This is a genomic window from Thiomonas sp. (assembly GCF_054608695.1).
The window spans coordinates 58187-72100 of record NZ_JBTRXV010000008.1 but is presented as its reverse complement, the minus strand read 5'-3'; the positions used below and the strand labels follow the sequence as shown (position 1 = coordinate 72100).

Below are 13914 nucleotides of genomic sequence, written 5' to 3'. Positions count from 1 at the left end.
GGGGCCAAACAAACCCGGGAGCGGCCCTTCGTTGCCTGGCGAAGATGTCGTCATCGCCGGCGGTGGACTGGTCGGCAAGGCCGCCGCCCTGGCGCTGGCGCAGGCCGGCCTGCGCGTGCTGCTGTGCGGCGCCCGGCCTGCGGCGGCCGCCCCAGCGCAAGGCTACGGCCAGCGCGTTTACGCCTTCAACGCCGCGTCGCGCCGCTTTCTCGATGGCCTGCGCGTCTGGTCGCAATTGCCGCAGGCGCGGGTGCAGCCGGTGGCCCGCATGCGCATTGCGGCCGATGGCGCGGCGCTGCAGTTCGACGCCTATGCGCAAAGCGTCGAGGCGCTGGCGTGGATCGCCGAGTCCGACGCGGTGGAGCGCGCGCTCGACCTCGCGCTGCAGTTCGAGCGCGGCGCCACGCTCGTGCCCGGCGGCGTCGAGCAGGCGCAGTTCGACGGCGCGCAATGGGCGCTCACCCTGGCGGATGGCAGCGTGGCGCGCACCGGCCTGCTGCTGGGTGCCGACGGGCGCCACAGCCGCGTGCGCGACTGGGCCGGCATCGGCCTGCGCCGCAAACCTTATGGCCAGACCGGACTGGTGTGCAATTTGCGCTGCGCCCTGCCGCATGGCGGCACCGCCTACCAGGCGTTCACCGAGGCCGGCGTCATCGCCTTGCTGCCCCTGGTCGATCAGGGCGGCGAGCATCAGGTTTCCCTGGTGTGGTCCGCCCCCGACGCCCTGGCCACGACCTTGCGCGCAGCCGGCGCCGAAGGTCTGGTGCCCAGCTTGCAGTCCCACCTCGAAGCCCTGGGCGCAGCCCGCCTTGCGCCTTTCGCTGCGGCCGGAGAGATTGGCGCCTGGCCCCTGGTGCTGCAGCGCGCCCGCAGTCTGGTGGCGCCCGGCACGGCGCTGCTTGGCGACGCCGGCCATGTCATCCATCCCCTGGCCGGGCATGGCCTCAACCTCGGCTTGCAGGACGTGCAGGCGCTGGTTGCGGTGTTGACTGGGCGTGGCGACGCGCAAGCAGTCGGCGATGCGCGGGTGTTGCGGCGTTATGCCCGCGCCCGCGCCGAGCAGGTGCTGGCGCTGGAACTGGCGACCGACGGCCTGCACCGGCTCTACGCCCCCGGCATGGCCTGGCTCGCGCCGCTGCGTGCCCTCGGGCTGGCCGGCACCAATCACCTGACACCCTTGAAGCGTTTGTTGGCGGGCTATGCTTCGGGTTTGTCCGTGATGGCCTGAGTGCCCCCAAGGCAACGCAAGCCTGGTCCGCCCCCCCGCGGCGGCAAGCGAGCCTTGCGACGATCCCCATCGACTCCTGCGCCCACGGTCCTCGATGCAACGCGCGGCCGCTTGCTCCAGCCGCATCCATGTTCAGGAACTCCCATGAAATTTCGCTGTATCGCCGCCACCCTGTTGCTCGCCGCCAGCACCGTGTTCGCCAGCGCCAGCCAGGCGCAGAGCACGGCGGATGTGCGCAAGGCGCTGTCCAAGGTGCTGCCCAACTTCCCCGCCTCGGCGCAGATCATCAAGACGCCCTACGCCGGCCTGTACGAAGTGGACCTCGGCGACCGCGTGTTCTACACCGATTCCACCGGCACCTTCCTCTTCGCCGGTGAAATTCTCGACACCAAGAACGGCATCAACATCACCAAGACGCGCGTCGAGGATCTGCGGAAAATCAAGTGGAGCGAGTTGCCGCTGAAAGACGCGTTCAAGGTGGTCTACGGCAACGGCAAGCGTCAGCTCGCCGTGTTCGAAGACCCTTACTGCCCCTACTGCCACCAGCTCAACAAGACGCTGGAAAAAATGAGCAATATGACGGTGCATGTGTTCCTGTTCCCCGTCATTCGCCCCGAGTCGCCCGCCAAGGCGCGCGACATCTGGTGCGCCGCCGACAAAGGCAAAACCTGGGAAGCCTGGATGAACGACCAGAAGGAGCCGCCGAAAGCCCCCGCAAGCTGTGCCACGCCCCTGCAAGCCAACCTTGCCCTGGGCCAGAAGCTGGGTGTCGAAAGCACCCCCACCATGTTCCTGGAAAACGGCCAGCGCATCACCGGCGCGGTGGACGCTGCCGAGATCGACAAGCGCCTGGCGATGAAGTGAGGTCGTGGGTCGAGGCCCATCCACGCGCCCATGAAAAAGCCCGCAATCGCGGGCTTTTTCATGGGCGTCAGCAAGGACCTTGGTTGGTGGCATGACTTCGAACTTGGTCAGTCCGGCCCATGCGGCATGCGGGCATATGCCGCGAGGCTGGTCACGGATTCATCAAAAATCCATGCGTCCTCCAGCAGTCCAGCGGATTGCGCACGGCGGGCCTGTCCATCAATTGATAATGCATCCGGAAGCAGGCCTGAATTTGCGCCTCCCGGGTCTGCACCCCATTGTTGCCCGCAGCAAACGCCGGATAGGCGGCGCCCAGCATCAGCAGGGGGGTGATGACGATCAACAGTTTTTTCATGGCAATTCTCCAGAAGATTGAAATGCAGCAGCGCTGACACAGCAGCCAAGACATGGGGTTGGCTGCTGTGGCAACCCCACATGGAAGACTTCGCCTCGCCAGGATCGCCATGCAGACCGTTCCGGCCATCTCTGCATGGCGCCGCGAATGCACGCATCACATCATCCCGCGCATCATGGCCGGCATGCCCTCCTTGGCGAAGCGGTCGAGTTCGCGGGAGTGCGCCTTGATCACGGCGACCATCTCCGGGTCGGATGAGGTCTCGGTCACGGCCACGCCATCGGGCAGGATGTCGAGCTTGCGCTGGTACTTGGTCGGGTTGGCGAACATCTGCGGCACGCTATTGCTCATGGGGTAGGGAAAGGGGCGGTCCTGCGCCAGCCGCGCATACATGTCCACCACATGCTCTTTGATCAGCGCTGCGGTGGCGGGGTCGGCCGAGGTGGTCACGTCATACACTCCGTTGGGCAGTTCCTTGACTTCGCGGCGGATGAGTTCGTGGCGCTCGAACAGCTCCATGCCGGTGCGCATGGGCCCGTTCATATTCCCCGGCGACATCATGCCGCCCATCATTGCGCCCCCCATCATCCCCTGGGCCTGGGCGGGCGGGGCGCCACGTCCGGTGAAGTAGCCCACGACGGTTCCAACAAAACCCATAAGAGTGGTCACGAAAGAGCGACGTTGCATGATGGTCTCCAGGTTGAAGCAAAGGGGATGTACGATAAAAGAGGCATGGCGCTGACGGGCTTGTTCGGGCCGCTGCCGTTGGCGCTGCAGGCCTCGGAAGTCCGTCCCACTTGGACTGCAATGGGCTTTCCTGAGTTCGGGTCGCAGACGGAAACGATGGCCGCAAGGTCCTGGGCTTCACGGGGTTGCCTCCTGGCGGGGGCCTGCGCCCAGCCCCAGGCGCCGCTTCTGCCACAGGGCGTAAACCGCCGGAATCACCAGCAGCGCCAGCAAGGCAGCCGTCAGCATGCCGCCCACCATGGGCGCGGCGATGCGCTTCATCACGTCGGCACCGGCGCCTTCGCTGAACATGATGGGCAGCAGGCCGCCGACCACCATGGTCAGGGTCATCGCCATGGGCCGCAGCCGCAGCAAGGTGCCCTCGACCACCGTTTGCTTGAGGTCGTCCCAGGTGTTGAGGCGGTCGTGAATCTTGCGCCGCTCCAGCGCCGCGTCGAGATACAGCAGCATGACCACGCCGAACTCGGAGGCCACCCCGGCGGTGGCGATGAAGCCCACGCCCACCGCCACCGAGAGCTTGTAGCCCAGCCAATCGACGTACCAGAATCCGCCCACCAGCGACAGCGGCAGGGTCAGCAGGATGATGGCGACCTCGGTGAGGTTCTTGAAGTTGAAATACAGCAGGAGCGCGATCAGGCCGATCACCGCCGGCACGACGATCTTCAGGCGCTGCACGGCCTGCTCCAGCGCCTGGTACTGCCCAACCCAGTCGAGCGTGAAACCGGGCTGCAGATGAACCTTCTGTGCCAGGGCCGCTTGCGCCGCGGCGACGTAGCCGCCGATGCTGGTGCCGGGTTTGAGGTCGATGTACACCCAGGAATTCAGGCGGCTGTTGTCGCTGGTGAGCATGGGCGGGCCGCCCTCGATGCGCAGCGTGGCCACCTGCGCCAGCGGAATCTGGCTGCCCTCGGGCGTGGCGATGCGGCTTTCCATCAGCGTGGACAAGGACTGGCGCAGTTCGCGCGGATAGCGCAGGCTGATGGGGAAGCGCTCCAGGCCGTTGACGGCGGTGGACAGCATCTGCCCGCCGATCGCCGTCTCGACCAGGCGGTTCACATCCGCCACCGAAAGGCCGTAGCGGGCGGCTGCCAGCCGGTTGGTGTCGACCACGATGTAGCGCCCGCCGGTGGCCCGCGCCGCATAGGCGTTCTGGGTGCCCGGAACGGTTTGCAGCGCGGCCTGGATCTCCTGCCCCAGCCGGTTCAGCGTGTCGAGGTTGCTGCCGGTGACCTTGATGCCGAGCGGCGTCTGCAGGCCGGTGGTCAGCATGTCCACCTGGCCCTTGATCGGCTGGGTCCAGGTGTTCGACACCCCCGGAATCTGCAGCGCCTGATTCATCTTCTCGATCAGCTTGGCGGTGGTCATGCCGGCCGGCCAGGTGTTGCGGTCTTTGAGGTTCACGACGGTCATGAACATCGAGATCGGCGTCGGGTCGGTCGCTGTCTGCGCCCGGCCCGCCTTGCCGAACACGCTCTCCACTTCGGGGAAGGTCTTGATGATGCGGTCGCTCTGCTGCAGGATCGCGGCGGATTGGCCGATGGAGATCGACGGATCCTGCGACACCGGCATGTAGAGCAGGGTGCCTTCGTTCAAGGGCGGCATGAACTCCGAGCCGAGATGCTTCCAGGGGAAATACAGGCTGGCCACGGCGACGAAGGCCAGCACGATGACCACCCAGGGAGCCCGCAGCACGCCGTGGATCAAGGGGCGGTAGAGCCAGATCAGCACCTGGTTCAAGGGGTTCTTCCCCTCCGGGCGGATATGCCCGCGAATGAACCACGCCATCAGCAGCGGCACCAGGGTGATGGACAGGATGGCGGCCGCGGCCATGGCATAGGTCTTGGTGAAGGCCAGGGGCCGAAACAGCTTGCCCTCCTCGCCGCCGAGCGCGAACACCGGCAGGAACGACACCGCGATGATCAGCAGCGAAAAAAACAGCGCCGGCCCGACTTCCGATGCCGCCACCCGCGCCTTCATCCAGGGATCGGCGCCGGGATCCTGCTCCATATGCTTGTGCATGTTCTCGATCATCACGATCGCGGCGTCGGTCATCGCGCCGATGGCGATGGCGATGCCCCCCAGGGACATGATGTTGGCCGGAATGCCCTGCGCCCACATCACCAGGAAGGCGGCGAGGATGCCCAGCGGCAGCGACACGATGGCCACCAGCGCCGAGCGCGCGCGCAGCAGGAACAGGAACGACACCAGGGCGACGATCAGCGACTCTTCCAGCAGCTTCTCGGTGAGGGTGTGGATGGCGCGCTGGATCAGCGGCGCCTGGCTGTAGGTGGTGACGATCTTCACCCCCGGCGGCAGCGAGGGCTGGATGGCGCGGATCTTGTCCTCGACCCGGCGGATGATGGCATCGGCGTTCGAGCCCTGGTTCATCATCACGATGCCGCCGACCACCGCGCCCTCGCCGTTGAGGTCGGCGGCGCTGTTGGGCAGCTCCGGCCCGAACTGCACGCGGGCGACGTCTTTGAGCGTCAACGGCACTCCGCCGCGCGCCGCCAGCGGCGCGTTCTCCAGATCCCGCAAGGAGCGGATATAGCCGGTGGTGCGCACCATATAGCTGGCTTCGCCGAGATCGACCACCGAGCCGCTGGTCTCGCCGTTGGCGGCGCGGATGGCATCCTCCACTTGGGGCAGGGTGAGGTTGTAGGCCAGCAGGGCCTGCGGGTTCACCACCACCTGGTATTCCTTCACCATGCCGCCGACGGTGGCGACCTCGGCCACCCCCGGGATGCCCTGCAACTGGTACTTGAGGAACCAGTTCTGCAAGGTGGTGAGCTGGCTCAGGTCCTGCGTGCCACCGGTATCGGTCAGGGCGTACATGTAAACCCAGTCCACCCCCGAGCTGTCCGGCCCCAGCGCCGGCGTCACCCCGGGCGGCAGTTTGGATTGCACCTGGCTGAGATACTGGAGCACCAGGTTGCGCGCCTGGTAGATGTTGGTGCCGTCCTTGAAGATGACGTAGACGAAGGAGTCGCCGAACATCGAATAGCCGCGCACCGCGCGCGCGCCCGGCACCGACTGCAGGGTGGTCTCCAGCGGATAGGTCACCTGATCCTGCACCACCTGCGGCGCCTGCCCGGGGTAGGAGGTCTTGATGATGACCTGGGTGGGGGAGATGTCGGGGATGGCCTCCAGCGGCGTGTTGCGCACCGCCAGGATGCCCGCGGCCAGCAGCATCAGCGCGCCGATCACCGTCAGGCTGCGGTTCTCGAAGCACCACTCCATGAGCCGCCGGATCATGGGGCGCTCCGGCCAGGGGCCATGTTCATCCCGGCCATCGACCCGGCGGCGGGCGGCGGTGCGGCTGCTGGCGTGGCGGGTGGTGCGACCGTCGGTGCGGCCATTGGTGCGACCGTTCGCGGGGTCATTGGCCCAGCAGCGCCGGCTTGCGGGGCGCTCGCTGGCGGCATGCCTGGCATCGCTCCCGTGGCGGGCATGCCGCTCGCGCCGGCATGACCACCGAGCATGCGCGCCTTGACCGACTGGAACTGCGATTCGGAGTACAGCAGGAACTGGGCGCTTTCCACCACCTGGTCACCCGCCTTGAGCCCTCGGGCGATGACCACCCAGCCGTTCGCCTCCGGGCCGAGTGCAACTTGCACCGGCAGGAAGTGGCCGCCCGCCTGCGCCAGCATGGCGTAATCGCCATCTTGCGTGCGCAGCACTGCGCTGCTCGGCAGCGCCAGCGCGGTTTGCGCCTGGGCCTGCACCGTGGCGTTGGCATACATGCCCGGGCGCAGAATGCCGCCGGGGTTGGCGAAGCTCAGGCGCGCGGTGATGGTGCGGGTTTGCGGGTCCAGCGTGGGGTAGAGAAAGTTCAAGCGCCCATCCCAATTCCTGCCGGGGTAGGCCGGAAGCTGGAGCTGCACGCCGTCGCCCAGGCGCACCCACGGCATCTGGTAGTCGTACAGCGCCACATTGACCCAGACCCGATCCAGATTGGCGATCTCGAACAGGCTGTTCTGCGACGAGACATAGCTGCCCTGGCGAATATTGAGCGCCGTCACCACGCCGCTCTCGGGCGCCAGGATGGGAACGTCGCGCATCGGCTGGCCCGAGGCCTCCAACTGCTTGAGTGCTGCCTCGGGCAGGCCCAGCAGCAGCAGGCGCTGTTTGGCCGCGGCCAGCAAGCCCTGGCTGTCGGGATGACCGCCGGCCGCGCCGGCTTGCCGGCGCGCAATGCTGTATTCCTGCTGCGCGCTGTACAGCTCGGGCGAGTAAATCTCCGCCAGCACCTGACCGCGCGCCACCGGGTCGCCCACGGCACGCACCTTGAGATGCACGACCCAGCCGGAGAAGCGCGGGGTGACGGTGGTGACGCGGTTCTGGTCCACCGCCACGGTGCCCACAGTCTGGATCGCCTGGCCCATGGGGCGCATCTGCACGGCCGTCAGGCGCACGCCCAGGTTTTGCGTCTGGCGCGGGTCGATGCGCAGCCCGTTGTCGGCCGCACCGGCTTCGGCCTGGGCGTAGACCGGCACGTAATCCATGCCCATGTTGTCCTTCATCGGATGGTCCGAATGGATCGCCGGATTCATCGGGCTGGCCCAGTACAGCACCCGGCGCTGCGGCGCCGCAGCCGGGGCGTAGACCGGGACATAGTCCATCCCCATGTTGTCCTTCATCGGGTGGTCGGAGTGGATGGCGGCGTTCATCGGGTTGGCCCAATACAGCACCCGGCGGCTTGCCGGCGCTGCTGCGGAAGCTGCTGCGGAAGCCGGGGCCGCCGCGGCGTTCGGCGTCTCGGGGACCGAGGCGCCGTGCGGCAGCCAGCGGCTGCTCCAGAGGCCCGCGCCGATGCCGGCCAGCAACAGGCCGAGGCCGAGAGTGAAGGTTCGCAAATTCATGGCTGCTGCTCCGAAGGCGTTGTCAGGTAGTCGAGTTCGGCCTGGGTGGCCAGCAGATCCCGGCGCTGTTGCAGGGTCTGGAGTTCAAGGGCAAAAACGGCTTGCTGCGCCTTCAGCACGTCGCTCATGCTGGCGCGGCCGTTGCTGTAGGTGGTGAGGGTGGAGTCGTACGCCGCATGCGCCAGCGGCAGCATGTGCGTGCGCATGCGCTGCCACTTCTCCTGCTGGCTGCGCATGCGCGCCGTGGCGGTGCGAATCTGCTGCTGCAAGGCCAGCCGCTGGTCCTGCTCGTCATAGCGGGCTTCCATCACCTGGGCGCGGGCGCTGTCGAGTTCCTGATCCAGCCGATGGCTGGAGAAGATCGGCAAGTTCATCGAGACCCCGGCGGAGAAAAAGTTGGGGGAGCCCGGAAAAAAGCTCTTGCCGTAGGAGGCGCCAACCGTGATCTCCGGCAGGAAATCCTTCTTGGCCACCTGCACGCCAGCCTGGGCGATCCGCACCTTGGCCTGGGCCATGCGCAGCAGCGGCTGGGTCGGGGGCGCTTGCTCGGGAGCCGTCGCGCCTGGCGACAAGCTCGGCCAGTCAGGATCGATCTCCGGCGTTTGATCGCTGCCGAGTGCCTGGGCAATGTCGGCCAGGGACGCCGCTTCATCCGCGGCGAGCGCGCTTTGGTCGTTGCGCAGTTCGTCCTCGGCGAGACGGGCGCGCAACACATCGCTCTGCGGTCCGTTGCCCGAGCGGTAGCTGGCCATGGCCGCGTCGACGTTCTCACGCGCCAGCGACTGCTGCCGCTGCACCGCCGCCATGGCCTGGCGCGTGTACACCGCCGCAAGCCAGGCGCGCCGCAAGGCGAGAACCAGTTGCGCGCGTTTGGCTTCGCGGTTGAAGTGCTGCTCCGAGGCTTGCGCCTGCAGCTTGTCACCTTCGAGGGCCAGCTTGCCGATCGGCGGAAAGCTCTGGCTGACGCCGACGCTGAGCATGGTCATGCTCTGCTGCGTCAGCGAGAAGCTGTTGGTGGGCAGGTTGACCGCGTCGAACGACACATGTGGGTCGGGCAACTGCGTGGCCGCCGCGGCCTGGTGCTGGATGGCGCGGATGCGCTGCGCGGCTGCGGCCAGGCTGGGGTTGCTCCGCGCCAGTTGGGCCTCGGCGGCACCGAGGGTCAGGGGCGCGGCTTGGGCGGGTGCGGCCAGGCCGGCGAGCAGTAGAAGCGTGACAAGAACGGGGATGGCCGCCGGGCGTTCAGACCAGACGGATGACAACCGCCGGGCTTGCGCACGGCGGCACTGCAGGATGAGGGACATCGCTTTCCTCTTCGGCGGATGGAACGCTGCAAGACCGCAGCGCTGATCGCAAGGCGAACACGAACACCGCCCGGTGAAGGTTCACCGGGACGGGTGCTGCCGAAGGGGTCAAACTTGGAGGCGAGCCGCGAGGAAAGGCGGCTTGGAGGGAGGTGGCGACTCGATCCGCAGGGACTGCCGGGCAGGCGGCCTGGGTAGGGTTTGCAGCAGCACGACGCGCTGGACCAGCGCCGCATGGGGTGTGACCAAGTTCCTGGTCGGGCTGGCTGCAATGGCGGCGCTCAGGTTACTGCAGGCCGCCTGGCAAAACGCACGCTCGACCTGCCTGTTGGCTGGATTGGCCAACGCGATGAGCTGGCTGGCTCCTTGCATGGGCATGGAAGCCATGGCCGGCGCCGCTTCGCAGCAAGAGGCTGGAAGGACGACCGCCTGGGCCATTGCCGCTTGCGTCCAAGGCAAAAATACCAATGCACAGACCAACGCCCAGATGCGGGGGAACGTTCGAAAGGATTGCATGGACTTGGATCGGAGCAAAGGGGCGAAAACCAGGTGGGAGTATCTTAGCGATGCGTTCAGGCTTGTCAATCGGGGGTGACGACTCCTCGGCCGAATCGCGGTGTCGAGTCGCGTTGCCGAGTCGCTCAAGCCGTGGTGATCTTACCGGTCTGCTTGAGGAACTGGGCCCAGTCTTCCAGTTCGCGCGGCTCGCCGAACAGATAGCCCTGCATGACCCGCAGGCCCAGGGTGTGCAGGGCTTCGGCATTCTCCTGGGTTTCAACCCCCTCGGCCACGATCATGATGTTCAGGCGCTGCGCCAGGGCGACCAGCGAGCGCACGATTTCCTGGTTGCGCACATCGGTGTTCAGTTCGGTGGTGAAACCGGCGGGAATCTTGATGTGTGCCGGGCTCAGGCGCTTGAGGTATTCGAACGAGGCGTAGCCTTCGCCGAAGTCGTCCATCGCGATCAGGATGCCGGCCTGTTGCAGGGCGGTGATGTTGCGCAGCACGCTGGGGAACACTGGAATCGGGCGGCGCTCGGTGACCTCCATGATCAGCCGATTGGCCGGCCACTGGTTGCGCTGCAGCACCTGGTCGATGCGGCGCACGAGGTCGGGGTCGCCGAGCTGGTCGGCCTCGATGTTCACCGAGATATAGCCGCGCCAGCCGGTCCAGTTCGACAGCACGCGGGCTTCCGACACGGCCTCGTCCACCACCCAGAAAAACAGCTCGCTGGTTTGCGACGGCGACAGGCGGGGGAGGAAGGTGAGTGGGGAATGGCGCTTGGGCGCGGTGTCGGCACGCCAGCGAAACAGCACTTCCAGGCCGACGATTTCGCCGCCCGGATATTGCACCTGGGGCTGATACGCGAGCGAGGGAGAGCCCGTGCCGGCATGGATGGCAATTTCGCTGAACACGTCACGTTCCATGGCTTTCCTGTCGGCCTCTCGCGTTATGTCCGGCCAGATTAGCATGGCACCGCCGGTTTCGAAGGCTGGACGCAAAGCAGAATGCGCTCTTGCGCAAAATCGTGGCGAGATGCGAACAATGCAGGGATTCAGGAGGCATGCCGTGGTTGCCCACAGTTGCCGCGCCGCCATCGCCAACCCGCGTGCAAGCCGCATGGCTTCGCCCCGCCAGCCTCCAGGGATCGAGCACCGCTACAAAGACGTCCGACGCCACCAACGCCCATGCCCCAGACCGCCAAAATTCCTGCATCTCGCCCTCGTTCCGCCGTGGCCCGGGCCACGGCGAACGCGGCCGCAGAAGGCCCGCACTACAGCGTGCGCATGGACGACATGCGCGCCCACCTGTTCGCCGTGGAGCTGCGGCTGGCCACGCCCGACCCCCAGGGCCAGGAGTTCTGGCTGCCGGTGTGGATACCCGGCAGCTATCTGGTGCGTGAATTCGCCCGGCATGTGTTGCGGGTCGAAGCGCGTTGCCAGGGCAAACCGGTGGCCTTGCGCAAGGTGGCCAAAAACCGCTGGCGCGCCGCGCCATGCCGGGGGCCGCTGCAACTGAGCTGGACGGTGTATGCGCGCGACGCCTCGGTGCGCACCGCCTGGCTCGATGCCACGCGCGCTTTCTTCAACCCGTCCAGCCTGTTGCTGGCTGCGGCCGGCTGGGAAGCAAAGCCCCACGCGCTGCACATTCTGCCGCCCGCGTCACAGCCCGACTGGAGCGTGGCCACCACCCTGCCTGCCGCGCAGGTTGACGCGCGCGGCTTCGGCCTGTATCAGGCCAGCGACTATGACCGGCTCATCGACCATCCGGTGGAAATGGGCCGCTTGCTGCGCCTGCAGTTTCGCGCCCATGGCACGCCGCACGAAATGGTCATCGCCCATGCGGACCGGTTGCGCGGCGAGGTGGACACGAAGCGACTCAGGGCCGATCTCAAGAGCATTTGCGAAACCGAAATCGCCCTGTTCGAGCCGGAACGTCCGCGCGCCCCGTTCAAGCGCTACGCCTTTCTGCTGGCACCCACCGCCAGCGGTTACGGCGGCCTGGAGCATGCCGATTGCACCGCGCTGATATGTGCCGAGTCCGATTTGCCGCATCCCCGCGACGGCGCCGAGCGCAGCGCCGGCTATCGTCAGTTTCTCGGCCTGTGCAGTCACGAGTATTTCCACGCCTGGAATGTGAAGCGCATCCGCCCGCAAGCCCTCACGCCCTACGACCTGGAGCGCGAAAACACCACCGGCCTGCTGTGGCTGTTCGAGGGCTTCACCTCGTATTACGACGACCTCATCCTGCGCCGCGCCGGGCTGATCGAGCCGCAGCAGTACCTCGACCTGCTGGCCCGTGCCATCAACGCCGTGCAGGCCACGCCGGGCCGGCAGGTGCAAAGCCTGGCCGATGCCAGTTTCGACGCCTGGATCAAGTTCTATCGGCCCGACGAGAACACCGCCAACGCCACCGTCAGCTACTACACCCTGGGCGGTTTGTTCGCCCTGGCGCTGGACCTGACGCTGCGCAGCCGCAGCCAAACCACGCTGGACGATGTCATGCGTCTGCTGTGGCAGCGCTACGGCCGTGACGATGCTTCCTTGCATGGCCAGGGTGTGCCCGAGGACGCCTTGCCCGCGCTGGTGCGCGAAGTCAGCGGCCTGGATTTGCGCGGCTTGTTTGCCCGCCATGTGCATGGCCGCGACGAACTCCCGCTCAAGCGCCTGCTGGCCAGCGTGGGTGTGCGCTGGAGCCAGGGCAAGCCCGACGCCCTCAGCAGCCTGGGGCTGCGGCTCGACGATGCGCAGGGCTGGCCGCAGGTGCGACAGGTGCTGGCCGGAGGCTGGGCCGAGCAGGCGGGCCTGGCGCCCGGCGACATCCTGCTTGCCATCAACGGCCAGCGCGCCAGCCCGGAACAACTCAAGCGCCTGCATGCGCGCGGGCGCGCGGGTGATGCCTGGCAGGCGCATGTCATGCGCGATGCACGCCTGATGCAGCTTCAGGCGATGCTTCCAGCGCCAGGGCCAGCGCCAGCGCCAGGGCCGGTGGCGCTCAGCGTGGCACCGGCTGCCGCAGCCGGTGCCACGCTGCGGCGCAAACGCTGGCTGGGGGTTTGAGTCGTGCCGGCATGCTGCTGAAGCTGGCTTGCGCTTGAAGCCGGCACCGTCGGCCCCTTGGCCCTGCGCTGCACCGAAGCCGACTTCGAGCGCCTGTTCCGCTGCGCAGATCAAACCCGCCAAGGCGCGGTTGCGCACCCCGCAAGCGCCACCGGTTTCCGTCCTATGCTTGCGGCATTGCCAGCCCCAAGACGGAACTCGCCATGTCCTACGAGCACCTGCTCACTGAAACCCAGGGCCGTGTCGGCCTCATTCGCCTCAACCGGCCGAAACAGCTCAACGCGCTGAACGACGCGTTGATGGATGAACTCGGCGCGGTGCTGTCGGCGTTCGATGCCGACGACGCCATCGCCTGCATCGTGCTCACCGGCAGCGACAAAGCTTTCGCCGCCGGCGCCGACATCGCCGCCATGGCGAACAAGAGCTATACCGAGGCCTATCGCCAGGACTTCATCACCCGCAACTGGGAGCGCCTGCGCACCATGCGCAAGCCGGTGATTGCCGCTGTGGCCGGCTACGCCCTGGGCGGGGGCTGCGAGTTGGCGATGATGTGCGACTTCATCATCGCCGCCGACAACGCCAAATTCGGCCAGCCCGAAATCAAGATCGGCATCATCCCCGGCGCCGGTGGCACCCAGCGCCTGCCGCGCGCGGTCGGCAAGGGCAAGGCCATGGATCTGGTGCTCACCGCCCGCATGATGGATGCGGCCGAGGCCGAGCGTGCCGGCCTGGTGTCGCGCGTGGTTGCTGCCGACAAACTGCTCGGCGAAGCGCTGGGCGCGGCGCAAATCATCGCCAGCCATCCCTTGCAGGTCGTGATGATGGCCAAGGAATGCGTCAACCGGGCTTTTGAGGCGCCGCTGTCCGAGGGCATGTTGTTCGAGCGCCGCAGCTTCCACAGCCTGTTCGCCACGCACGACCAGAAGGAGGGCATGGCCGCTTTTCTGGAAAAGCGCGCGCCACATTTCGAGAATCGCTGACTTCGAAGCTCGCT

At 66.9% G+C, this 13914-nt stretch carries 11 protein-coding genes; 5 read left to right on the top strand and 6 right to left on the bottom strand.

What is annotated here, in order from left to right; translation table 11 throughout:
* The first annotated feature begins 31 nt into the window (after nt 1-31).
* Both ACYCUK_RS05765 and ACYCUK_RS05760 read left to right on the top strand, forming a co-directional pair.
* The gene (locus tag ACYCUK_RS05765) at nt 32-1228 is read left to right on the top strand and encodes an FAD-dependent monooxygenase (protein WP_461593870.1); all 1197 of its coding nucleotides are present in this window, start codon (nt 32-34) and stop codon (nt 1226-1228) included.
* Nucleotides 1229-1372: 144 nt separating this feature from the next.
* Entirely contained in the window at nt 1373-2092 is a 720-nt protein-coding gene (locus tag ACYCUK_RS05760; protein WP_461593869.1) for a DsbC family protein, read from the top strand.
* 151 nt (nt 2093-2243) lie between these two features.
* On the opposite strand, the gene ACYCUK_RS05755 is transcribed toward ACYCUK_RS05760, so the two are convergent.
* The 5 genes from ACYCUK_RS05755 to ACYCUK_RS05735 form a co-directional block, all read right to left on the bottom strand.
* A complete protein-coding gene (locus tag ACYCUK_RS05755; RefSeq protein ID WP_461593868.1) occupies nt 2244-2447 on the bottom strand; it encodes a hypothetical protein in 204 nt (67 codons plus the stop codon).
* 156 nt (nt 2448-2603) lie between these two features.
* Complete coding sequence (locus ACYCUK_RS05750) at nt 2604-3134, bottom strand: hypothetical protein (RefSeq protein ID WP_461593867.1); 531 nt, start codon at nt 3132-3134, stop codon at nt 2604-2606.
* A 177-nt stretch (nt 3135-3311) separates the two neighbouring features.
* Nucleotides 3312-6449, bottom strand: coding sequence for an efflux RND transporter permease subunit (locus tag ACYCUK_RS05745; RefSeq protein WP_461593866.1), 3138 nt, complete (start codon nt 6447-6449; stop codon nt 3312-3314).
* A complete protein-coding gene (locus ACYCUK_RS05740; protein WP_461593865.1) occupies nt 6446-8056 on the bottom strand; it encodes an efflux RND transporter periplasmic adaptor subunit in 1611 nt (536 codons plus the stop codon). The genes ACYCUK_RS05745 and ACYCUK_RS05740 overlap by 4 nt, the downstream gene beginning before the upstream one ends.
* On the bottom strand, nt 8053-9360 hold the full coding sequence (locus ACYCUK_RS05735; protein ID WP_461593864.1) for a TolC family protein: 1308 nt from the start codon (nt 9358-9360) through the stop codon (nt 8053-8055). The genes ACYCUK_RS05740 and ACYCUK_RS05735 overlap by 4 nt, the downstream gene beginning before the upstream one ends.
* A gap of 241 nt (nt 9361-9601) precedes the next feature.
* Between ACYCUK_RS05735 and ACYCUK_RS05730 the strand changes: the two genes are divergently transcribed.
* A complete protein-coding gene (locus tag ACYCUK_RS05730) occupies nt 9602-9955 on the top strand; it encodes a hypothetical protein (RefSeq protein WP_461593863.1) in 354 nt (117 codons plus the stop codon).
* Between the two features lie 46 nt (nt 9956-10001).
* Here ACYCUK_RS05730 and ACYCUK_RS05725 read toward each other — a convergent pair whose 3' ends face one another.
* Entirely contained in the window at nt 10002-10787 is a 786-nt protein-coding gene (locus tag ACYCUK_RS05725; protein WP_461593862.1) for an EAL domain-containing protein, read from the bottom strand.
* 261 nt (nt 10788-11048) lie between these two features.
* On the opposite strand from ACYCUK_RS05725, the gene ACYCUK_RS05720 reads away from it, so the two are divergent.
* Nucleotides 11049-12920, top strand: a complete 1872-nt coding sequence (locus ACYCUK_RS05720; protein ID WP_461593861.1) for a M61 family metallopeptidase — start codon at nt 11049-11051, stop codon at nt 12918-12920.
* A gap of 203 nt (nt 12921-13123) precedes the next feature.
* Complete coding sequence (locus ACYCUK_RS05715; protein ID WP_461593860.1) at nt 13124-13900, top strand: enoyl-CoA hydratase; 777 nt, start codon at nt 13124-13126, stop codon at nt 13898-13900.
* Nucleotides 13901-13914 lie beyond the last annotated feature (14 nt).

Bases quoted from the DNA above. Each gene is read 5' to 3' on its own strand.
- ACYCUK_RS05760 (WP_461593869.1), top strand. From the start codon at position 1,373: ATGAAATTTCGCTGTATCGCCGCCACCCTGTTGCTCGCCGCCAGCACC.
- ACYCUK_RS05755 (WP_461593868.1), bottom strand. From the start codon at position 2,447: ATGAAAAAACTGTTGATCGTCATCACCCCCCTGCTGATGCTGGGCGCC.
- ACYCUK_RS05750 (WP_461593867.1), bottom strand. From the start codon at position 3,134: ATGCAACGTCGCTCTTTCGTGACCACTCTTATGGGTTTTGTTGGAACC.
- ACYCUK_RS05745 (WP_461593866.1), bottom strand. From the start codon at position 6,449: ATGATCCGGCGGCTCATGGAGTGGTGCTTCGAGAACCGCAGCCTGACG.
- ACYCUK_RS05740 (WP_461593865.1), bottom strand. From the start codon at position 8,056: ATGAATTTGCGAACCTTCACTCTCGGCCTCGGCCTGTTGCTGGCCGGC.
- ACYCUK_RS05735 (WP_461593864.1), bottom strand. From the start codon at position 9,360: ATGTCCCTCATCCTGCAGTGCCGCCGTGCGCAAGCCCGGCGGTTGTCA.
- ACYCUK_RS05725 (WP_461593862.1), bottom strand. From the start codon at position 10,787: ATGGAACGTGACGTGTTCAGCGAAATTGCCATCCATGCCGGCACGGGC.
- ACYCUK_RS05720 (WP_461593861.1), top strand. From the start codon at position 11,049: ATGCCCCAGACCGCCAAAATTCCTGCATCTCGCCCTCGTTCCGCCGTG.
- ACYCUK_RS05715 (WP_461593860.1), top strand. From the start codon at position 13,124: ATGTCCTACGAGCACCTGCTCACTGAAACCCAGGGCCGTGTCGGCCTC.